Below are 20,172 nucleotides of genomic sequence, written 5' to 3' on the forward strand. Positions count from 1 at the left end.
CCTTGCAGCTCCTCCTTCTCCATCTTGATGATGCGTTGGAGTTGCAGCCCGACTTCGTGCATTCCTGCCGGATGGCAGGGGCGCGCGAAGTCGAGGCCAAGGATAGCGGTCGCGCCATCAGGCTGTGGGGGCGCCGGCCGGACCTTGATACTGTCTGGCGCAACCTGGCGAAGGCACGGCCCTCAGCCGGTGACGGCGCCCGCCTTTGTTTCATGGGATCGGGCGACTTCCACCATGTGACGGCTCTTCTTCTGTCGCAGGCTCTGGAAAATAGCCGCAAGGCCGTCACCGTTATCCATATCGACAATCACCCCGACTGGGTCCATTTCGACCCTGGCATGCATTGCGGTTCCTGGGTCAACAAAGCGCTCGAACAGCCACTGGTCAAAAAAGTGATAACCCTCGGGGTCTGCAGCCGCGATCTCAAGTCGCCGGAGCGCAAGGGGGCCAATCTCATGCCGCTATCCGATGGCCGCCTGGAACTCTATCCCTATCAGCATCCGCCGAGCAAAGTGAAACTGCACTACGGCTCCGGCCCGAGTTTCAGCCAGATCGACGGCGCGCTGCACTGGCAATCGATATCGGAACTCGGCGAGAGCAATTTCCTCGACCGGCTTCTTGGCCGCATCCAAACCGAAGCGGTCTATGTAACGATCGACAAGGACGCCCTCTCCGACGCCGATGCCGTGACCAATTGGGATCAGGGCTGCATGCGGCTACCCTACGTCCTTTGGCTGCTCAGCGAAATCGGTGAACGGTATCGCGTCATCGGAGCAGACGTGACCGGCGATTATTCGACGCCGCACTACGGCGGCGATCTTTACACGCGCGCGATGAAGAAAGCAGAGGTGCTGATCGATCAGCCTTTCCGCCGTCGCGACATGAAGGCCGTCCGCAACATCAACAGCGCGGCAAACCATGCACTGCTCGAAGTCCTGTCGGAGCTGATGGCATGACGACGGGACTGACAGGATCGACGTTCGCCATCATTGCTTTTTGCATTCTTGCCGAAACCGGCCGCGAGCTGTGTTTCAAGCATGGCGCAGCAAGCGTGCTGGTTGAGACCCTTCAGAAACCGGTCATCTGGCTCGGGATCGTTTTCTGGGCGGCCGAACTGGTTATGTGGACGCGCGTGCTGGAACAGGTGGCGTTGTCGGTGGCCTTTCCGCTGATGGCGCTGAGCTATGCGGCGATCGCTTTTGCAGGCGCCGCCATCTTCAAGGAAACCATCAATTTTCGCCACGCTCTCGGCATCGTCCTGGTGACGGCCGGCGTGGTCTGTATTGGAGCGACGGGACTATGAAAATCTTCGCGCACACGAAATGGGATATCGTGCCGGTGCTTGCCGCGACAGCGCATCTGGCATTCAACATCTATCTGATCGCCGGCTTCCAAAGCCGGCCGCTCTGGCTGTCGGCGGTGCTCGGTGCGGTCTATGCCGTGTCGATATCGTGGAACATCAACAGCATCTCGCACAACTTCATCCACACGCCGTATTTCAAGCCGAAGTGGATGAACTACGCATTCAGCCTGCTCGAATCCGTAACGATCGGCTTTTCGCAGGTCTATTATCACTGGGTGCATATGCGTCACCATTCCGGCAATAGCGACCGTCCCAACGAAAACGGCGAGACGGTCGACCTCCTGTCGATCTACAAGCATGGCAAGAACGGTGCGCCGGAAAATGTCTTCTCCTATACCTTTCTCAGCTTCTTCCGCGATGATGTCGGCGACATCCATCGAGCGATTGCGAAAAAAAGGCCGTTCGATGCGAGATGGGCGCGTATCGAGCTCGTCTCGTTCTTTGCCTTCGTCGTCCTCGCTCTTATCTACGACTGGAGAGCGGCGTTCTTTTTCCTGCCGTTTTACTATCTTGGCAACTGCCTGTCCTCCCTCAACGGCTATTACGAGCATCTGAACGGCGACCCCGATGTCCCCATCGCCTGGGGCGTCAGCAGCCATAACGGTTTCTACAACTGGCTCTGGTTCGGCAACGGCTATCACGCCGAACATCACTACCGCCCGAAGATGCACTGGACGAAGCTCAGGACCTTCCACGATCAGATCAAGCAGGAGCAGGAGGCGGCGGGCACGCATGTGATCAGCACTTGCCATGCTCTGGGTTTCATGGCGAAGGAGAACCGCCAGCAGGGAGAATTCCCGCATGTCGGCTGACGGTCTTTCCTTCTTTCTCGAGGGCACGAACGGCAAGGGCGTCATCCTCGTTCATGGGCTGACGGGGGCGCCGGCGGAAATGCGGCTTGTGGCGAGGCAATTCCATCGCCGCGGCTTCAGCGTCTACGCCCCGCTGCTGGCCGGCCACGGCGAAAACGAAGCGGCGCTCCGTCGCTCGCGCTGGGAAGACTGGCTCGGCAGCGTCGAAACGGCGGCTGGTTGGCTTTGCGAACGCAGCGATATGGTCTTTGCCGCCGGAATTTGCGTTGGCGGCAAGCTGGCGATGATGGCAGCCGATCGCAATCCCATGTCGATCCGTGCCGTCGCCGTCTATTCGCCCTGTTTCCATTACGATGGATGGGACGTGCCGCGCTATTATTCGCTGTTTTCTCCGCACATTCGCTGGATCTCGTTTATCCCATTCATCGACCGGCTGAATTTTCGCGAGACGGCTTCCCTCGGCATCAAGGACGAGCGCATGCGCCGAATGGTGGCCGGCATGACAGGCGAGGGCATGCTCGAAACCTTTCCCGGCCGCGGCCTGATCGAGATGCATGAGCTTGGCCGGACGCTGAAAGCGCGGCTTCCCGAGATCAGGACACCGACCCTGATCCTCCATTCGCGCGAAGACGATCTCAGCGGACCCGCGCATGCCCAGTATATCGCCGCGCATATTGGCGGGCGCCGGGAGCTGCGCTGGCTCGACGACAGCTATCACATGATCCATCTCGATCGGCAGCACAGGCGTGTGGCTGACATGACAGCGGAATTCTTCGAGGCAGAATATGCAGCAGCAAGCGCTTAAAGTGCGGTCACCTGAAGCGCAGGTCTCAAGCGATACGTCATCTGTGGCGGCGATGATCGTTCCGAGCATTCGAATACTCGACCGCGATGACTGGAACGCCTGCTTCCCCGGTGAGGTCGAGACCTATGACTATTTGCTCGCGGTCGAGGAAGCCGGTATCGAGGGTTTTGAGTGGCGCTATGCGGTCGTGCGCGAAGACGACGAGATTGTTGCCGCCATGCCGGCATTCCTTTGCAGCTATGCCCTTGAGACGACGCTGGAGGCCGGGCGTTTCCGCAGGGTGGTGGAAAGCATTCGCCGCATCTTCAGCGGCTTTCTGACGCTGCGCCTCGCCTGTCTTGGCTCACCTTGCACGGAGACGGCTTCCATCGGCTTTCATCCTGATATCGCGCAGTCTCGCCGGCCGGCGCTTTTTACCGAACTCCTCGACGCTTTCGAGGCGCATGCGCGCATGGAAGGTTGCTCGCTGACGGCGCTGAAGGATTTGTCCTACCCCATTCCGTCAGGCGTCGAACCGGTCTTGTCGACGAGAGGTTACGCCGAGATCGGCGGACTGCCGACAGCATGGATGAACATCGGGTTCGGTACGATCGACGCCTATTTTGCCACTCTGTCCACGGCAACCCGCAAGGATATGCGTCGGAAACTGCGGAGCCGGCAGGAGGTTCGGGTCGAATACCGCACGGAATTCGGTGATCTCCTGCCGCGCGTCATGCAGCTCTATCGTGAGACGCGCGAGCGGAGCGGATTACAGTTCGAAGAGCTGACGCCGGCCTATTTCGAAGGGGTGCTGAAAGGCATGCCTGGCCGATCTTTCTGCGCAATGTATTTTGTGGGCGACGAACTGCTTGCTGCCAATCTGCTGATCCACGACGAGGACAGGTTGGTCGACAAGTTCTTCTGTATGGACGGTCAGAAGGGCAGATCCTACAATCTCTATTATCTCAGTTGGTGCGCCAATATCGAATATTGCCTGAGCCATGGCATGGGCCGCTATCAGAGCGGGCAGGCCTACTATCGCAACAAGGTTCGGCTTGGAAGCTGCTTGACGGCAAATGCGATGTATTTCCGCCATTCCAATTCGCTGCTGCAATTCATCCTCAAGACGATCTCGCCGCTTTTTGCCGCAGACGATGGTGGCGAGGTGCAAGGATGAGAACGATGCGGCCGATCTGGCTGATGGTGCCGCTCCTGAACACGGCGCAACAGATATTGCTGAAGCAGAGCGCGGTCGATGCGGGCAGGGCGGGCGGAGCTTGGCTGGGCGATATTCTGTCGTCACACTGGTTCCTGGCGGCGATTGTCGCAGAGATCGTCTGCTTTTCCATCTGGATGAGCGTGCTCTCCGAGCTCGATCTCAGCAAAGCCTTCCCGCTCTCGGCCATCAGCTATGTTCTCATCATGGGCGTTGCCTGGCTCGCCTTTGGCGAGCCATTGCCGTTGCTTCGGCTTGCGGGCAGCCTCCTGATCTTGGTCGGTGTCTGGTTGATCGCAACGGCGTCGAGACCGGCCGGCTGAGCGGTTGAATTACGGATTTCAGAAGCTGACGTTGAAGGCCTTGGTGAGCGAGATGCCGATCACATTCTGGTTCTCGCTGCCGAGCTTCGATGTGATCGGGCTGTTGGCCGCATCTCCGGTCAGGCGATCGAAGCGATCATAAATCTGCAGCGTCCAGGTCGGGGTCACATTATAGGCGGCCGAAACCGTAAAGCCGATCGACTTCAGTCCGCCCTTTGCATCGAAGGCAGGTAGGGCGCCGTTCTGCAATGCTTCGCTCGACGAAATGCCGAAATAGGTCCGCATATACGCGCCGTTGCCGAACGAAGCACGAGGGCCTGCCGAGAGCAGCCATCTGTCGCCGAGCGGCTGGAACCAATCGGCGCCGATATCGACGACGAGACCGCTGCCATTCGATACGGCCTGGCGGATTTCGGAGCGGAATCGAAGCTGGTTCGGAATCGCCCAATGTTGTGCAAAAATCCCGGCATCGACGTCCCAATCCACCGAGTGGATGCCTTTCAAGCGGTCATCATCGGACTGCGAACGGCTGTCGCGCAAGCCGACTACCGGACCCGCTTCGAAGCCGCCGAAGTCGATAAGGCCATAATCGATATTGTCGTCCGGCGCGCTGTGCTCATCCGGTTCGTCGAAACGCCTGATATCGAAAGAGGGCAAGGCGCTGAAGGCATCATGCTTCGAGCCCGGAAATTTCGGACCGTACTCGACACTCGCACCCAATGTCACGATCCAGGTGCCGGAATCGGGATGGTTGCGCGTGTCTGCGCTATCGGCGGCACGCGCCAGCGACGCGGTCAACAGCCCCCCCAAGGCGACAGAAAAAAGCGTAAGCCTCTTGGCTCTCATTCTCAACGAGATTGCTCTCCGGATAAAGCATCGCCCCTAGGCGCCACGATGCAGCCGAAAAATGGCCGGCAAGGCGAGGCTAGTCAATAGGTTATCTGCGCGAGGGCATGTCGGGGTCGTGATCCCTGCGCGACTATCGTTCCGTCGGTCGCCGCCGAGACGATGTTGACCCAGCCCATCGCGAAGTCGTAACCAATCTGACCGAATTGCAATTTCGAGTTCCTTTCCTGGCGATCAGCAGCGAGTGCCACTCTCAGGATAGGACAGCTTGGCGTCTCGGATTTCATCGGTCGGCGAAGAAATATTCCTTGTTTACCTCTCGGCAGCCGCTCAAGAGGCACGATCTCCCTCAGCCCAAGGGGTCGCCGAATCCCGCATAGGATCAAAGGCTCCGAGCATGACTAAATGCAAAGCTGCAAGTTGCCAAATTGTGTGATTTTCGCATCACTTTCCATAAGGTTGTAAAAACCGGTTGGCAATGGCGAATTGGTTCGTTACAAAACGCTTACCGCTTTAGATCGAACATAGGGAGGCGTTGCATGAGACCAGCAATCATCGAAACCTTCCTGCGTGGAATGTCCCGACACTAGGTCATTTCCATTCGCGGCCTGCCTTGAGCGCGCGACACGCGGTTTGTCTCTCTTCATAGCCCGATTGATCTGACGGGATCATTTCGTCTCCCGCACGGGCTGTGCCCTTAAACTCTCGATTTTGAGGACCGGTTACCGAGATACGGGCCGGGCTGGTTAAAATGACTCGCAAGAAGCTCGATTTTCGCGCCGATGCCTATCGCCACGTGCTCGGCTTTGTTTTCCATCATTGGACCCATCGGCCGGCATTGGTCGGCGGCATCATCGTGCTGGTGATCTCAAGCACGCTGGCCGAAGTCATGGTGCCGGTGTTTTCCGGCCAGATCGTCGATGCCATTGCAGGCAGCGATGGGACTGACGGTGCCCTGCGCGCCTTTGTCATCGTCGTGGCACTCGGCCTGACCAGCGTGGCACTGCGCTGGTTCATCTTCAATGGCATTATCCGGCTGACGCTGCGCACCATGGCGGATGTGGTCAACAATGGCTTCCACAAGGTGCAGCGTTTCTCAACCGACTGGCACGCCAACAGCTTTGCCGGTTCCACGGTGCGCAAGATTACCCGGGGCATGTGGGCGCTCAACTCGCTCAACGACCTGCTCCTGGTCGCCCTGCTGCCGTCCATCGTCATGCTGGTCGGCGCCAGTATCGTGCTCGGAAGCTACTGGCCTATCATGGGCCTAGTCGTGAGCGCGGGATCGCTCATCTATATTGGTGTGACTGTGACGCTCTCCATGGGTTTTGTGTCGCCGGCGGCAAGGCTTGCCAATGCCTGGGACACCAAGCTTGGTGGTGCGCTGGCGGATGCCATCAGTTGCAACTCAGTGGTGAAAGCCTTCGGCGCCGAGAGCCGCGAAGAGACGCTACTGGCCCACGTGCTCGCCAAATGGGACAGACGCACGCGGCGAACATGGAAGCGCGGCACATTGAGCGGCACGATCCAGGGCTTCATGATGGTTTCCATGCAGGCCGGTATTTTGGGAACGGGCTTGGTTATGTGGCAGCGGGGGCTGGCGACAGCTGGGGACATTACCTTCGTGCTGGCAATGTTCTTCGTCCTGCAGGGCTATCTGCGGGATGTCGGCCAGCACATCCGCAATCTGCAGCGGGCCGTCAACGACATGGAAGAATTGGTGCTGCTCGACAAGATGCCGCTGGGCATCGAGGACAAACCGCACGCTGCGCCGATCAAGATCGGCAGGGGTGAGATTGTCTTCGAGCGAGTCACCTTCCAATACGGCGCTCATCCCAACCCGCTTTATGAGGATTTTTCGGTCACCATCAAGCCGGGCGAGCGCGTGGGACTAGTGGGACATTCGGGCTCGGGCAAAACGACCTTCGTCAAGCTCATCCAGCGTCTCTATGACGTGAAGTCGGGCTTGATCCGCATCGACGGGCAGGATATCGCCCAAGTCAAACAGTCAAGCCTGCGCGGCCAGATCGCCATCGTGCAGCAGGAGCCCATCCTGTTCCATCGCACATTGGCAGAAAACATCGCCTATGGTCGGCCGAACGCCTCACGGCGCGAAATCGAGCAGGCTGCGAAACAGGCCAATGCCCACGACTTCATCATAGACCTTCCCAAGGGTTATGAGACGTTGGTGGGGGAACGTGGCGTCAAGTTGTCGGGCGGGGAGCGGCAGCGTGTCGCCATTGCCCGGGCATTCCTGGCTGATGCGCCGCTGCTGATCCTGGACGAGGCGACCTCGAGCCTCGACAGCGAGAGCGAAGTACAGATCCAGCAGGCGATGGAACGTCTGATGGACGGTCGCACGACGCTTGTCATCGCGCACCGGCTGTCCACGGTGCGAGCGCTGGACCGGCTGCTGGTCTTCGACAAAGGAAAGATTGTTGAAGAGGGCGACCACCAGGCGCTGATCCGGTTCAATGAAGGCATCTATCGCCGGCTGTTCGAGCGGCAGGCGCTGGAGTTGACCAAGGGTTTGGTGGCCTCATGACCGCGGTGAGCAACCGCCGGAAACACGAAGCATTCATCTCGCTTGCGTCGATGATCCCGGCATAATCTGCCGGGGTCTGGTATCCGAGCGATGATGGTGCCGTCGAATATGAAGTCGCGACTTTTGGCGAGCGTGGCCTGAGGCCGGAACAAGGGTCGTGGGGTAGGCGGCCCCCGCTCATCCACGGTGGATCGGGGTACGGGCGACGCCACTATGCCTGTTGCCTGGCGGCCACCCGGCAACAGGCTCAATCGCACAAAATCACGGCTGTGCGGATATAAGGGCGTTACACGTTCAAGGCGGCCGGCGACGTGGCAACGCAGGGATCTTCCACAGTCAGCGAGATGTCATCGAATGTCCTGCAGACGCCTGATCCTACTATTCTATGGACCAGATGGACCAGATGCATTCAAAGTTCTGACGTTCTACCAATTGCGAGAGGGAGGCCTTAAACGATGAAGCAGATCTACACGACCTTGGGACCAAAGCGCCGTGACGAACTCGGGATGATCCTCCCGCACGAGCATGTGTTCGTCGACCTTAGGACGCCGGACCAGCCTGGCTATGCCGAGGCGGAGACAGACGCCGTTGTGGCACTGATGGTCCCGCAGATTGAGGCGATCAAGAGACAAGGCATTACGCTGCTCGTCGAGTGTACGACGGGTGGCGTTGGAAGACGTGCTGACATAGATCTCGCTGTGTCGAAGGCAGCCGACTTTCCGATCGTCGTCCCGACCGGCAACTATCGCGAACCATGGATACCCGCTTGGGTAGCCGAGGCTAGTGAGAGTGATCTTGAACAATGGATGGTAAGTGAGCTTACAGAGGGAATCGAGGACACCGGTGTGCTGGCGGGATGGATCAAGCTCAGCGCCGGCGACGATGGGATTACGCCGCTCGAAGCCCGTATCCTCCGCGCCGCGGCAAGAGCATCCGTGCGGACCAATGCGGTAATCGGCTCGCATACGATCCGGGGAAGGGTTGTGATGGAGCAGTTGGACATCCTTCAGTCAGAGGGCTGCGCACCAGAACGCTTCATATCCATTCATACTCAGGAGGAAAGGGACTTCGGGCTTCACCGGGCATTGGTGGAGCGCGGTGCGTGGATCGAATACGACCATGTCGGAAGGGCCCCCGACGAGGAGCTGGTCGCAATGATAACGCGCGCCCTTGAAAACGGGCTGGGCGAGCAACTGCTCATAAGCCACGATCTCGGCTGGTATGATCCAGCGCAGCCCGGTGGTGGAACCCCGAGACCTTACACGCACCTTGTCGAGGGCCTTCTGCCGTTGCTCAAAGTTGCGGGTGTAGGTCAGGACACGGTCCGGCAACTCACCGAAGTCAATCCGTTCGAGGCATTTGCACGCTGAAGCAAGGCGCGATTCTCGCTTTTATGCCGCGGCGAGAGAGACGGCCGCGTGTCCCGTTGTGGATGAGAGCACGGGCAATCGCAATGACCGGATGGCGCTTTCCCGTTTCCCGTGCCGCCGGCGATCACGGACGTTACGGGTTGTGGTGAGAAGATGTGACAACATGTGAGCAAAATCCCTGAATTGTGGCAAGTGTTCGCCAATTTCGATGAACATATGCAGATGGCGGCTACACAGAGCCGCTTTATAGGAAAACTACCATGTCTATGCTTCGTAAGATCGCCGCAACGGGTCTAATCTCTCTGACCCTCGCCGTTGGCTCCATCGCAACAGTAACGCCCGCACTGGCTCACAACGGGGGAGGAGGTCATGGAGGGGGAGGCCACGCGGAAGGGGGGCACATGGGAGGATTTGGTATGGGCCATTTCGACAGGGAGGGAAACCGCGGTGCGTTTTTTGCCCATGACCGCTTCGATGGACGGTTCAGGGACCGCAGTCCTATCTTCCTGGGTAGCAACGATGACTATGATCGCTGCTATTGGCAATGGAACGATGAGCACTCCGGGCATCCAGTCAGAACCGAGGTATGCTACTAGTCGATGCGAAACATAAGGTCTTTCTGACGAGACGGTGACTGGCACGAACCAAAACCAGCAGTCGACCGAACTTGACCTTCTGGTTCAAACGCCGCCGCCGCAGCTTCTTCGTGCAACGCTGCGGCACGGCGCTCGCTAGAGTTTAGGCCAAGGTACCGCGTGTCCAAAGGTACCGCGTGTAATGCAAGCGACGCTTCGATGACTTGAAGATCTCGACGTCCTTCAAGCTCGCATTGTTAGCGACGTGTGCGTCCACAGCTCCCCAAACTCAATCCATTTGCCTGGCGCGGTTCGAGTACGGCTGCGCTTTTCAAGCGATATAAGGTCCAATCAATGCGAAATACCCTCAGCTCCGGACATCATGTCATCGATATCGACGGAATTCAGCAAAGCTTTTATGTCACGGGCCAAGGGCCGGTTATAGTAGTTCATCCCGGGGGCCCAGGGATCCACTGGCAATATCTTCGCATGGGTTTTTTGGAGCGTCATTTTACCATGCTGTACCTGGAACCAATCGGTACAGGTGGTTCAGGCCGGTTAGCGGAGCACCCCCATGGCTATACCGTCGAACGCTTCGCAAAACAGCTTGGCAGGTTCCTCGAGACACTCGACCTGTCCGAAGTCGTTCTTCTTGGTCATTCCCACGGAGGGTTCGTCTTCCAGCAACATACGATCGACCACCCGGATCGCGTATCGGCAATGATCTTGTACTCGTCATCGGCTGTGACGGGCAGTGACTTCATGGCGGCGGCGGCAAACGGCGTTCAGAGCTTTGCCGATCGTTACCCGGTTGAGGGGCCGGCGGTACTGCGAGCCTGGCAGTCGGTTCCGAACATGTCGAGCGACGACGACTATACGAAGATCATGCGCGACCTGCTTCCCGTTTACTTTGCCGATGGTGTTCGTGAGAAGCTTGATCTTGAAGCGTTGCGCTCACGGATAAAGGCGACAATTCTCATAGGTAACAACGAGCCGTTCGATGTTCGAAAGAAACTTCAGGGCCTTTCCGTGCCGGTGCTTGTTCTCGTCGGCGATCACGATTTCATATGCGGTCCGAAACGGGGAAAAAACCTGCATGACAGCTGCTCGAACTCGGAGCTGGTACATTTCGCCCAAAGCGGCCATTTCGCGCACTTGGAACAGCCGGAAGAATTTTTAAGCGCAGTCCTCGCATTTTTTGAAGCTCATAAGCTGGTCTCACGATGAAGTCGTCCTTAATCTGCCCTCCCAGCGGGAGAAGATTCATTCAAAAGTAGTTCTCGGAGATTATAGGCATCGGCAGCCTTGGTTGTTTTTCGGTTTGACGATGGATCTTGCTACAGTTCTTCTTCTTCACAAGTGCTCGTTCATAGTCGGCGCGATCTGCTTTTTTTACGTTAGGTGGCGCTCCAGGGAGCCAGGCCTCGATTTTCTGGCAATCGGCGAAGGCCTTCTTGCTTTTGCATCCACGCTCGCCGGAGTGGGAGAGCAGGGCATATTGCCCTATGAGGTGTGGACTTTTGGAAGCTTTTCCGTCGGCGTCATAGGTTATGCGCTGATGGCGATGGGATTTGTCCAGTTGAGCGGCCGCCGGCGAAAGAGTACGGATTGCTTTCTGCTCGTTGTGGCCCTGACCTTGTCGGTCGCTGTTGGCTTTATGCATTGGTACGCCGAAAACCAAATGCGCGCTGCAATATTCAATGCGAACACCGCGGTTTTCCTTGGGGTCTCCTGCGCTGTCATCTTAAGGGATTTTTTCCTCGACCGCTTGCCCGCGAGATGGGGTCTGCTTGCATCGCTCGCGGCAGCGATGAGCTTTTCGACACTGGTCGCTGTCGGAATGATCTTTCCGCAGTATGGGCCGGTCGAACCCCGCTATGCCTTTTTCATGCTTATCATTTGCCATTTCTCTGTCGCGCTCTTCGTGGTTGTCCTGGTCCAGGAACGAGCGGAAGCTCAGCTCAAACGTCTGGCATACACCGATGCACTGACGGGAATCCCAAATCGGCAGCACTTCCTGGCATCCCTTCCGAGAGAGCTCAGGGGAGGTGACGCCTTCATCATGATAGACATCGACCACTTCAAGAGTGTCAACGACCGCTACGGCCATGAAACTGGCGATGTGGTTCTTGTCGGCGTAGCACAAGCCATAGCCACGGCCGCTGGACGCAAGGTCACGCTCGGCCGTCTTGGTGGCGAGGAGTTCGCGCTGTTTCTGCGTGATCAAACCGAAGAAACTGCTGTTGCAAAGGCGGATCAAATCCGCAGGACGGTCAATACTTTGGCATTCGCATCTGGTGCGGAGACGATAGTGCCGAGTGTGAGCGCGGGCGTTGCCGTTTGGAGAGGCGATTGCAATGCACAGAAGCTGCGGGATCAGGCAGACCAGGCACTCTACCTTGCGAAGCGAGGCGGCCGTAACCGAGTCGAGCTATATGCAAACCCACAAAGCATGGAAGAACACCCTTCAGGCGCGACGGGAATGATCGCAACCCGGCATTCGATCGGCCCCGAACATCCCATGGGCGAGCTTGCCGCTTAGCAGGAATTATCAGGCAGCCGGGTCTGTTAGCGTCGCTCTCGTATCCCTCCCAGCCAACTCACCTGCAGGGGGAGTTCGGCGCTTCAGCTGATGCCCCGCACATCCTCATCGCCGCAGTTCGCCTCTTGCGAACTTCTCCTCACGAAAGGAGGGGGAGCCGGTTGTTTGTGGGTGCTGGGCCTAGCTTGGACCGCTCCAGCCGGTGTGGCCGCGCCCATTCGCGCCGTGCTTCCTCGGAAAGCACCAGGCCATGACCCAAGCGGTCAGGCGCGTAGGCGAAGCCGTCGCGGATCTCGATCGGCGTCTCGACCAGGTGGTCAAAGTTCTGGAAGGAATATTCCAGCCATTCGACCTCCGGCAGGGCGACAGCCATATGCACACCGATCTCCAGGAAAGTATTGCCGAGGCTGACCGGGACGCCCAGTTCGGCGGCCAGCCAGCCGATCCGCATGACGTCCGTCACCTGGCCGTGAACGTTCAGAATGTCGGCGCCGTGATGGTCGAGCAGGATCCTCTTGCCGGACAGGTCGAGATATTCCCCGCTGTTGATCTGCGTCCAGTTGACGGCGTGACGCAGGGTTCGCAAACCCTCGAAATCGTGGCGCAGGATGGGATCTTCCACCCAGAGGAGATCGTGTCCTGCATCGCGTATTGCCGTCAGCTTGACCAGGGCTTCCTTGGAATTCCACGCTTCGTTCGGATCGATCATGATCTGCGATCCCTCCGGCACGACCTTCTTCAAGAGTTCGAGGCGGCGAAGGTCGCGGGCAAAATCGGGATGGCCAACCTTAATCTTGAAGGCCGTGTAGCCGACGCTTGCAGCATGCGCGAACAGTGCGCTGAAGGCGTCGTCGCTCAGATGGAAATCAAGGCCGCTCGCATAGGCGCGGACGCGGTTGCGTCGGCTTCCAAGAAGACGGTGCAAGGGCATGCCCGCCTGCTTGGCGACCAGATCCCAGAGAGCCACCTGCAGCGCTTCATGGAACGGCAGGGAATAGGCGCGCTGGTTGCCACCGCGCGGCCTGTTCACGCGATGAACCAGTCCGATCGCCTTTTCTCCCTTGATCGTCGGCCAGACCTCGCTCTCAAAAACAGCCTCGATCTCCGCCTGATCCGGCAGAGGATAAAAAAGGGTCTGGATGAATCCGAGCCCCACCTCGCCTGTGTCCGAGATCAGTTCGAGTGCTGCGACGTTGGTCTCGTCGGCGCGAACCTGGCTGTCGCCGATTACGCGGTCGCGAGCAAACTGAAATCGGGTTATACGGAAGTGGGAGAGAGACATCGTAGCGCTCACTGATCGTTTAAAATGTTGACCTGATCGATCAGAAAGGTGATATCGGACCTATGAAGAAACTGCAAGAGCTGCATGTCGCGAAGTCGGCGATCGGGGATGCTGCAGCAATGCGCCTCAGCGACATAGCCTATGAGCGCATCCTGGAAAGCCTGTTCGAGCGGAAGGTGCCTGTGGGTGCCTTCATCTCGCAGAACGAGCTGTCGGCAATCGTTGATGTTCCCGTGGCACCCTTGCGCGACGCGCTGCGGGTGCTGGAAGCGGAGGGCATTCTGACCATCCATCCTCGCTCGGGCATCCAGTTCGTCCGGCCGGGCATGGAGCTTACGCGCTCCACCTATCAGTTCCGCTCGATCGTCGAGCGCGCGGCTATTCGGGTGTTTGCCGAGGAGGGCGACGAGCATCTGATGAATGCCCTGGAAGTCAGGCATTCCAGGCTTATTCGCCAGCTTGAGCGCAACGGCATAGGGCCGGAACAGCTTCTGGAGACGGACGCGCTCGAACTGGAGTTGCACGGCGAGATCATCAAGGCCCTGCGCAATCCGCTGATCGACAGTGCTTACAAGCGCATGCACAATTATCTGCGTCTTCTGCGGCTCGAGCGAAAGGTCACGACGCCGATCCTTGTGCGCACGTTGAAGGAGCACCTCGATATCCTCGAAGCATGCAGCACGAGGGACGCGGATGCTGCCGAAAAGGCCCTGATTGCGCACTTCCAGGCTGCCGTTCAACGCAATCTCGGTCTCGTCTGAGCGTTTCCACATTCGCTGTCTTCGAGCGAGTGTGTTGCGGGATTTCCAAAACGATGATATTGCCATCTGATCGATCAGATTGATGGTCTGATATCTCGGGAGGAGATGGTAGTGCAACTAAGCAAGCGTGAATTCCTGATAGCCTCGGCAGCTCTGAGCCTGGCGGCCAGCCTTCGCAGCGCCAACGCCGCCACCGCCATCAACTACTGGCACCATTTCGCCAGCCAGTCGGAGATGGCCGGACTCGCAAAGATCATCCAGCTTTTCGCAGCAGCAAATTTGGATGTGACGGTGACGCAGGAGGGCATCCCCAACTCCGAATATATGGCGAAGGTTTCGTCGGCGGTCGTTGCCGGAGGGCGCCCCGACACCGGCATGGTAATCGCCGAGCGTTTTGCTGACCTGACGGCGATGGGAGCGTTGGTTGACATCAGCGCGCGCGTCAACAATTGGGCCGGCAAGGCGAACTTACCTGACAACCGCTGGACGGGAATGTCGCAGGATGGTGCCATCTACGCAGTTCCCGCCTACGCCTTTGTCGACTGGATGTACTACAGAAAGGACTATTTCGAGGAAGCTGGGCTTTCCGCTCCTCCCAAGACTTTCGAGGAATTCCTGGTCGCTTGCCGAAAGCTGACAGATCCCTCCAAGAACCGCTATGCATTCGGGATGCGCGGCGGCGCCGGGGCTTTCAAATACGTCATCGACGTGATGGAAGCGTTCGGCTCGCCGCTCGTCAAGGATGGCCAGGCCGCCATCGACAAGCCGGCCGCCGTCGAGGCGATCACCTTCTACGCCGATCTCTTCCGCAAGGAGAAAGTGGTTCCGCCCAGCGCGCCGAACGATAGCTACCGGCAGATCATGGAGGGCTTCAGGACCGGTCAGACGGCGATGGTCTGGCACCATACCGGTTCGCTCATCGAGATCTCTGCAGCGCTCAAACAAGGCGAGCAGTTTTCCACCGCACCGATGCCTGCGGGTCCGAAGGCGCATATTGCCCGCGTCGCCTACGCCGGCAACGGGATCTTCAAGGAAGACAATGTCGAAGCCGCGTGGAAGTGGATCAGCTTTTGGGGCGAGACCGATGCGGCCATCGCGCTTCTTGAGGCAACGGGATATTTCCCGGCCTCCACGGCAGCATTGAAGGACGAGCGCATCACGGGTAACCCGATCTACAACGCGGCAACGCAGACGTTGGAGTTCGGGCGCCTGCCCAACAGTTTCGTTGGTGCCGCCGGTTGGTCGGAGAACGTCGTCAATCCGACCTTCCAGGCAGTCCTCACCGGTCAGTTGACGCCGGAGCAGGCCGTGGACCGCATCATCGAAGGCCTTGAAGTCGCCCTTCGCTAACCTCGTTCAGGCGCAATGTCCCCGTAGGGGGCACGCGCCTTAATCAAGGACGGCGCATCGCCGACATCCAATGACATCAGCCTCACGCCGCCAACCGCTTCGCCGCCTCGGCGAACTCTCGGAAACACGCTCCTGGGTCTATCTTCTCCTGTTGCCGAGCCTCCTTCTGCTACTCCTCGTCGTCGCCTATCCGACGATCTATGGATTCGTCATCAGTGCGCGGGAAATGCGGCTCACCCGGCCAGGCCTCAACGGCTGGGTGGGGATGAAGCACTACGTGGCGATGATGTCCGATCGCGTGTTCTGGATCTCGTTGAAGAACACTGCGATATGGGTGATGGCGGCGATCGCCGTCGAGATGACGCTCGGCTTCATCGCTGCCGTTGCGCTGAACCGAAATCTGCCGGGGACGAAGATCTTCGGCGTTTTGATCCTGCTGCCCTATTTCCTTCCGAATGTCGTGGCCGGACACATGTGGGCCTTGCTTCTCGACCCGCGACTTGGCGTCATCAATGACATCCTCGTCCGGATAGGCGTGCTCAATACCTACAAGGCATGGTTCGCCGACCCGAGTACCGCGCTTGCGGCCACGATCCTCGTCGAAGCCTGGCACGGTTTTCCGTTCTTTGCTCTGCTGTTTCTCGCTGGTCTTAAGGGGATTCCCGAGGACCTTTACAAGGCTGCTGCGGTAGACGGCGCCGGATCCTTTACGAAATTCCGGTTGATCACGGTGCCGATGCTGAAAACGGTGATTGCCGCTGCAGTCATTCTGCGCGTCATCAGCCTTGTCAATTCTCCCGATCTTCTGCTGGTCCTGACGGGCGGCGGCCCCGGAAACGCGACCCAAGTGCTGTCACTCTATGCTTTTCAGACCGCCCATCGGGATTTCAATTTTGGCTATGCCGGCGCTCTGTCGGTCGTGATGTTCCTGATCCTGATGATCTTTGCGACGATCTACATCCGCCTGTCGCGCATAACGAAAGAATGATCCATGTTTCGAACCAAACACAGCAGGCGGTTGGCAGCCGATGTTCTCACCTACATCGTCCTGTGTGCGCTCGGGACCTTCTGCCTTGGGCCGATCCTCTGGATGTTCCTGACCTCGCTGAAGGCAGAGACGGACATCGTCACCTCGCAGATGCAGTATATTCCCCAGCACGTGACATTTCAGAACTATGTGGCGATCTGGACGCAGTCTAACTTTCCGGTATTGATCACCAATAGTCTGATCGTAACGATCGTCACCGTCGCCATCTGCGTCGTTGCCGGCACACTGGCCGCTTATGCGTTTGCACGGATGACATTCCGCGGCCGCAACAGCCTCATGCTGGGCTATCTGCTGATCCGCATGTTCCCCGCCGTGATGATGATCATCCCGCTCTATGTGATGATGAAAACCGTGGGGCTGGTGGACAGCCGTTTCGGCCTAGCGCTTGCCTATACCAGCTTCCTGCTGCCGCTCTTCGTGTGGATGCTCAAGGGCTTCCTGGACGCCGCACCAAAGGAGCTGGAAAGCGCTGCGCGCATCGACGGGTCGACGCGTCTCGGCGCCATGGTCCGCATTGTCTTGCCGCTAGCGCGAAATGGTCTCCTCGCCAGTTCCGTCTTCATTGCCATCGCCGCCTGGAACGAGTTCATTTTTGCCCTCATGCTGACCACCGGGCAGGGGTCACGCACGTGGCCCGTCGGGCTCCAACTGATGGTCGGTGAATTCCAGCTTCCCTGGGGCGTTCTCGCCGCCGGAGGCATCCTCAGCATTCTGCCCGTCATGCTTCTTTTTGCAATTGTCCAACGGGCGATGGTCCAGGGGCTCACTGCCGGTGCGATCAAGGGTTGAAGGGACAATATCGAATGGCTACGCTCTCACTCAAAAACATCCGAAAGTCCTACGGCGCGCTTGAAGTTCTTCACGGGATAGACGTCGAGCTGGAGGACGGCGGTTTCCTTGTTCTGCTTGGACCATCCGGCTGCGGCAAGTCGACCTTGCTCAACATTATCGCTGGGCTCGACGATTCCTCCAGCGGCGATATCGCCATCGGCGGTCGCTCGGTATCGGCTCTGCCGCCGAAAGACCGCAATATCGCGATGGTCTTCCAGTCCTACGCGCTCTACCCGACGATGTCGGTCGAACGTAACATCGGTTTTGGTCTGGAGATGCGCGGTGTGCCTGCGGATCAGCGGCGCGAAGCCGTGGCGCAAGCGGCCGACATGCTGCAGGTCACGCATCTCCTCGATCGCAAACCGGCAAACCTGTCCGGCGGGCAGCGCCAGCGCGTGGCAATGGGCCGCGCAATCGTCCGGAATCCGGACCTGTTTCTGTTCGACGAGCCGCTTTCCAATCTTGATGCCAAGCTCAGGGTCGAGATGCGCACCGAGATCAAGAGGCTCCACGAGCGGCTCGGGACCAGTATCGTCTACGTGACGCACGACCAGATCGAAGCCATGACACTCGCCACCAAAGTGGCGGTCATGAAAGGCGGCCACCTTCAGCAGCTGGCCGATCCGCGAACCGTCTACGAGCGCCCCGCCAACATGTTTGTCGCCGGTTTCATCGGCTCACCGGCCATGAATTTCCTCCACGGGCGCGTGGTCGGAAGCGAGGGTGGCTGGCAGTTCAGGGCGGAAGGCGTAGCGCTGGAACTTGGATCCGGCAACGGTGGATTGACCGAGCGAGTCTTAATTCTCGGTGTTCGTCCGGAGGAGTTCAAGGTTGTGCAAGGACATGGCGCCTTCAATGGCGTCATCGACGTGGTCGAGCCGACGGGACCAGATACGATCCTGACGACTGTCATCGGCCGCCAAACCGTTATCGCCCGGGTGGAACCACGCTTTGCCGGAAAAAGGGGAGAGCCAATTGCCTTTGCTGTGGACCCATCGAGCGTCAGTCTCTTCGATGCAGAGACGCAGATGAGGCTATAGCGCTGACGTAGATTGGCTTCCTGTCGCGTCGCAGCATGGAGGCGAATGTCATCATTGGCGGACAGTTTTGGATTATCACGCCTTCTTCGCGAGACGTTGCCCGTTGGAAGTCTCAGAAGAGAACGAGAGACAGCAAAGACAAAATCAGTGCCGGAAACATGACGACAGTTCCGAGCTTCAGAAACTGCCACGCGCTGACGTGAAGTCCCTCGCGGCGAAGGACAGACAACCACAATATTGTTGCCAGGGATCCGGTGACGGAAAGGTTGGGGCCGAGATCGACTGCGATCAGCACCGCTCCGGCGATCTTGTCTGAGACATGCGCCGCCTGCACGGCGCTTCCCGCGACCAGGCCTGCCGGAAGATTGTTAACAAGGTTGCAGATAATCGCAACAAACACGCCTGCGATGCCAGCCGCCTGTGTTTCCGATGTTGCCGCGAGCAAGGCCAGTTGGTCTGAGAGCATGGTCGTCAGACCGGTGCGATCCAGGGCTTCCACGACGACGAACAAGCCAGCGACCAGAGGCAGGACGCTCCAACTGACGCCCTTGAAGGTCTCGATTGGACTTTGCCGGGTCAGCGCCAGGACGAGCACCGAGGTAATCGTGCCGGCGAGAAAGGTCGGCATACCCAAATCAATATGCATCGCCGATGCGGCGATAAGAATGATGGCCGTCAGGACAATTCCCCACCCGGCCAGCCGAGCGCTCGCCGAAAGGATCGGCCTGGCCACATTTTCGGCAACGCTGTCCGAAGCAAGAGCCCGGCGCTGGGTCCAGTAAAGGCAGCCAAACGTAACCACGATCGAAACGATCGACGGAAGCATGAACGTCGACATCCAGCGCGCCAGGGGCGGCATCTCGCCGCCAGCAAAGATTACCAGATTGGCGGGATTGGAGATGGGGAGGACAAAGCTCGCCGCATTGGCGATGAAGGCGCAGGTCAGGAGGTAGGGCATCGGGTCCCGAACCCGGGCAGCCCGGCAGGCAGCGAAGACGGCTGGGGTAAGAACGACGGCCGTCGCATCATTTGAGAGAAAGACCGTCACGATAACGCCAACCACATAGACAAGTAGGAACAGGCGTCTGGGGGAGCCGCTGGAGTGCGCTGTGGCGATCGCTGCAATCCAGTCGAACAGGCCTTCCCGACGAGCGAGTTCCGATAAAAGCATCATCCCGATCAGAAAGAGATATACGTCGCCGCCTTTCGAGATCCCCGCGATGACATCGTGTGGTCCAATCAGGCGAAAGGCAAAGAGCAACAAGGCGCCAAATATGGCCCATACCGCTTCCGGCCATCGGAATGGACGAACGACCACACCCATGGCGGTCAAGCCGGCAATGCTCCAGGTAATGGCGTGTTCTGTCATTCAGTCGCTGTTTTCGGTTGGCAGGCCGGCTTTTATCAGCCGACACGGCAGGCGCAAGAGAATTATCTCGGGGACGTTTGCCCGGACCAATCGGAAGCACCAAGCGAGAAGGCCG

At 58.6% G+C, this 20,172-nt stretch carries 18 protein-coding genes and 1 pseudogene; 15 read left to right on the plus strand and 4 right to left on the minus strand.

From position 1 onward, the window contains the following. Positions 1-2: 2 nt before the first annotated feature. The 6 genes from ACR9ZQ_RS31630 to ACR9ZQ_RS31655 are packed head-to-tail and all read left to right on the plus strand — an operon-like array spanning position 3 to position 4,498. On the plus strand, positions 3-956 hold the full coding sequence (locus ACR9ZQ_RS31630) for an arginase family protein (protein WP_481429611.1): 954 nt from the start codon (positions 3-5) through the stop codon (positions 954-956). Continuing rightward, the gene (locus ACR9ZQ_RS31635; protein WP_310381655.1) at positions 953-1,303 is read left to right on the plus strand and encodes a DMT family transporter; all 351 of its coding nucleotides are present in this window, start codon (positions 953-955) and stop codon (positions 1,301-1,303) included. Before ACR9ZQ_RS31630 ends, ACR9ZQ_RS31635 begins: the two co-directional genes overlap by 4 nt. Further along, on the plus strand, positions 1,300-2,175 hold the full coding sequence (locus ACR9ZQ_RS31640; RefSeq protein ID WP_310381657.1) for a fatty acid desaturase family protein: 876 nt from the start codon (positions 1,300-1,302) through the stop codon (positions 2,173-2,175). The genes ACR9ZQ_RS31635 and ACR9ZQ_RS31640 overlap by 4 nt, the downstream gene beginning before the upstream one ends. After that, on the plus strand, positions 2,165-2,980 hold the full coding sequence (locus ACR9ZQ_RS31645; protein WP_481429612.1) for an alpha/beta hydrolase: 816 nt from the start codon (positions 2,165-2,167) through the stop codon (positions 2,978-2,980). Before ACR9ZQ_RS31640 ends, ACR9ZQ_RS31645 begins: the two co-directional genes overlap by 11 nt. After that, positions 2,961-4,136 (plus strand): peptidogalycan biosysnthesis protein, encoded by a 1,176-nt coding sequence (locus ACR9ZQ_RS31650; protein WP_310381661.1) that lies wholly within the window; start codon positions 2,961-2,963, stop codon positions 4,134-4,136. The genes ACR9ZQ_RS31645 and ACR9ZQ_RS31650 overlap by 20 nt, the downstream gene beginning before the upstream one ends. Before the next feature lie 5 nt (positions 4,137-4,141). Then, a complete protein-coding gene (locus ACR9ZQ_RS31655; RefSeq protein WP_481429613.1) occupies positions 4,142-4,498 on the plus strand; it encodes an EamA family transporter in 357 nt (118 codons plus the stop codon). 18 nt (positions 4,499-4,516) lie between these two features. On the opposite strand, the gene ACR9ZQ_RS31660 is transcribed toward ACR9ZQ_RS31655, so the two are convergent. Then, complete coding sequence (locus ACR9ZQ_RS31660; RefSeq protein WP_481430955.1) at positions 4,517-5,344, minus strand: MipA/OmpV family protein; 828 nt, start codon at positions 5,342-5,344, stop codon at positions 4,517-4,519. A 751-nt stretch (positions 5,345-6,095) separates the two neighbouring features. Here ACR9ZQ_RS31660 and ACR9ZQ_RS31665 point away from each other — a divergent pair. Next, the gene (locus ACR9ZQ_RS31665) at positions 6,096-7,889 is read left to right on the plus strand and encodes an ABC transporter ATP-binding protein (protein WP_481429614.1); all 1,794 of its coding nucleotides are present in this window, start codon (positions 6,096-6,098) and stop codon (positions 7,887-7,889) included. Here the strand turns inward: ACR9ZQ_RS31665 and ACR9ZQ_RS31670 are convergent. Next, positions 7,816-8,001: pseudogene (locus ACR9ZQ_RS31670) on the minus strand (hypothetical protein); the annotation flags it as partial. The gene ACR9ZQ_RS31665 and the pseudogene ACR9ZQ_RS31670 sit on opposite strands and share 74 nt — an antisense overlap. Positions 8,002-8,344: 343 nt before the next feature. Here ACR9ZQ_RS31670 and ACR9ZQ_RS31675 point away from each other — a divergent pair. From ACR9ZQ_RS31675 to ACR9ZQ_RS31685, 3 genes are all read left to right on the plus strand, one after another. Further along, positions 8,345-9,259, plus strand: coding sequence for a phosphotriesterase family protein (locus tag ACR9ZQ_RS31675; protein WP_481429615.1), 915 nt, complete (start codon positions 8,345-8,347; stop codon positions 9,257-9,259). 929 nt (positions 9,260-10,188) lie between these two features. Then, positions 10,189-11,061, plus strand: coding sequence for an alpha/beta fold hydrolase (locus ACR9ZQ_RS31680; RefSeq protein ID WP_481429616.1), 873 nt, complete (start codon positions 10,189-10,191; stop codon positions 11,059-11,061). A gap of 100 nt (positions 11,062-11,161) precedes the next feature. Continuing rightward, a complete protein-coding gene (locus tag ACR9ZQ_RS31685) occupies positions 11,162-12,376 on the plus strand; it encodes a GGDEF domain-containing protein (protein ID WP_481429617.1) in 1,215 nt (404 codons plus the stop codon). A 139-nt stretch (positions 12,377-12,515) separates the two neighbouring features. Here the strand turns inward: ACR9ZQ_RS31685 and ACR9ZQ_RS31690 are convergent, their stop codons facing one another. After that, positions 12,516-13,658, minus strand: coding sequence for a mandelate racemase/muconate lactonizing enzyme family protein (locus tag ACR9ZQ_RS31690; protein WP_481429618.1), 1,143 nt, complete (start codon positions 13,656-13,658; stop codon positions 12,516-12,518). Between the two features lie 62 nt (positions 13,659-13,720). Between ACR9ZQ_RS31690 and ACR9ZQ_RS31695 the strand changes: the two genes are divergently transcribed. The 5 genes from ACR9ZQ_RS31695 to ACR9ZQ_RS31715 all read left to right on the plus strand — a co-directional run bounded on the left by ACR9ZQ_RS31695 (position 13,721) and on the right by ACR9ZQ_RS31715 (position 18,688). After that, complete coding sequence (locus tag ACR9ZQ_RS31695; protein WP_310381676.1) at positions 13,721-14,419, plus strand: GntR family transcriptional regulator; 699 nt, start codon at positions 13,721-13,723, stop codon at positions 14,417-14,419. A gap of 105 nt (positions 14,420-14,524) precedes the next feature. After that, entirely contained in the window at positions 14,525-15,769 is a 1,245-nt protein-coding gene (locus ACR9ZQ_RS31700) for an ABC transporter substrate-binding protein (protein WP_481429619.1), read from the plus strand. Between the two features lie 70 nt (positions 15,770-15,839). Next, on the plus strand, positions 15,840-16,757 hold the full coding sequence (locus ACR9ZQ_RS31705) for a carbohydrate ABC transporter permease (RefSeq protein ID WP_481429620.1): 918 nt from the start codon (positions 15,840-15,842) through the stop codon (positions 16,755-16,757). A gap of 3 nt (positions 16,758-16,760) precedes the next feature. After that, entirely contained in the window at positions 16,761-17,606 is an 846-nt protein-coding gene (locus tag ACR9ZQ_RS31710; protein WP_113324376.1) for a carbohydrate ABC transporter permease, read from the plus strand. A gap of 14 nt (positions 17,607-17,620) precedes the next feature. Next, positions 17,621-18,688, plus strand: coding sequence for an ABC transporter ATP-binding protein (locus ACR9ZQ_RS31715; protein WP_310381685.1), 1,068 nt, complete (start codon positions 17,621-17,623; stop codon positions 18,686-18,688). A gap of 112 nt (positions 18,689-18,800) precedes the next feature. On the opposite strand, the gene ACR9ZQ_RS31720 is transcribed toward ACR9ZQ_RS31715, so the two are convergent. Further along, positions 18,801-20,057 (minus strand): arsenic transporter, encoded by a 1,257-nt coding sequence (locus tag ACR9ZQ_RS31720; RefSeq protein WP_310381687.1) that lies wholly within the window; start codon positions 20,055-20,057, stop codon positions 18,801-18,803. Between the last annotated feature and the right edge of the window lie 115 nt (positions 20,058-20,172).

This window comes from Rhizobium sp. KNZ14-9A, assembly GCF_056755015.1.

Excerpts from the sequence above, each read along its gene's own strand:
- ACR9ZQ_RS31635 (WP_310381655.1), top strand. The coding sequence starts at position 953 with ATGACGACGGGACTGACAGGATCGACGTTCGCCATCATTGCTTTTTGC.
- ACR9ZQ_RS31640 (WP_310381657.1), top strand. The coding sequence starts at position 1,300 with ATGAAAATCTTCGCGCACACGAAATGGGATATCGTGCCGGTGCTTGCC.
- ACR9ZQ_RS31645 (WP_481429612.1), top strand. The coding sequence starts at position 2,165 with ATGTCGGCTGACGGTCTTTCCTTCTTTCTCGAGGGCACGAACGGCAAG.
- ACR9ZQ_RS31650 (WP_310381661.1), top strand. The coding sequence starts at position 2,961 with ATGCAGCAGCAAGCGCTTAAAGTGCGGTCACCTGAAGCGCAGGTCTCA.
- ACR9ZQ_RS31655 (WP_481429613.1), top strand. The coding sequence starts at position 4,142 with ATGCGGCCGATCTGGCTGATGGTGCCGCTCCTGAACACGGCGCAACAG.
- ACR9ZQ_RS31660 (WP_481430955.1), bottom strand. The coding sequence starts at position 5,344 with ATGAGAGCCAAGAGGCTTACGCTTTTTTCTGTCGCCTTGGGGGGGCTG.
- ACR9ZQ_RS31665 (WP_481429614.1), top strand. The coding sequence starts at position 6,096 with ATGACTCGCAAGAAGCTCGATTTTCGCGCCGATGCCTATCGCCACGTG.
- ACR9ZQ_RS31675 (WP_481429615.1), top strand. The coding sequence starts at position 8,345 with ATGAAGCAGATCTACACGACCTTGGGACCAAAGCGCCGTGACGAACTC.
- ACR9ZQ_RS31680 (WP_481429616.1), top strand. The coding sequence starts at position 10,189 with ATGCGAAATACCCTCAGCTCCGGACATCATGTCATCGATATCGACGGA.
- ACR9ZQ_RS31685 (WP_481429617.1), top strand. The coding sequence starts at position 11,162 with ATGGATCTTGCTACAGTTCTTCTTCTTCACAAGTGCTCGTTCATAGTC.
- ACR9ZQ_RS31690 (WP_481429618.1), bottom strand. The coding sequence starts at position 13,658 with ATGTCTCTCTCCCACTTCCGTATAACCCGATTTCAGTTTGCTCGCGAC.
- ACR9ZQ_RS31695 (WP_310381676.1), top strand. The coding sequence starts at position 13,721 with ATGAAGAAACTGCAAGAGCTGCATGTCGCGAAGTCGGCGATCGGGGAT.
- ACR9ZQ_RS31700 (WP_481429619.1), top strand. The coding sequence starts at position 14,525 with ATGGTAGTGCAACTAAGCAAGCGTGAATTCCTGATAGCCTCGGCAGCT.
- ACR9ZQ_RS31705 (WP_481429620.1), top strand. The coding sequence starts at position 15,840 with ATGACATCAGCCTCACGCCGCCAACCGCTTCGCCGCCTCGGCGAACTC.
- ACR9ZQ_RS31710 (WP_113324376.1), top strand. The coding sequence starts at position 16,761 with ATGTTTCGAACCAAACACAGCAGGCGGTTGGCAGCCGATGTTCTCACC.
- ACR9ZQ_RS31715 (WP_310381685.1), top strand. The coding sequence starts at position 17,621 with ATGGCTACGCTCTCACTCAAAAACATCCGAAAGTCCTACGGCGCGCTT.
- ACR9ZQ_RS31720 (WP_310381687.1), bottom strand. The coding sequence starts at position 20,057 with ATGACAGAACACGCCATTACCTGGAGCATTGCCGGCTTGACCGCCATG.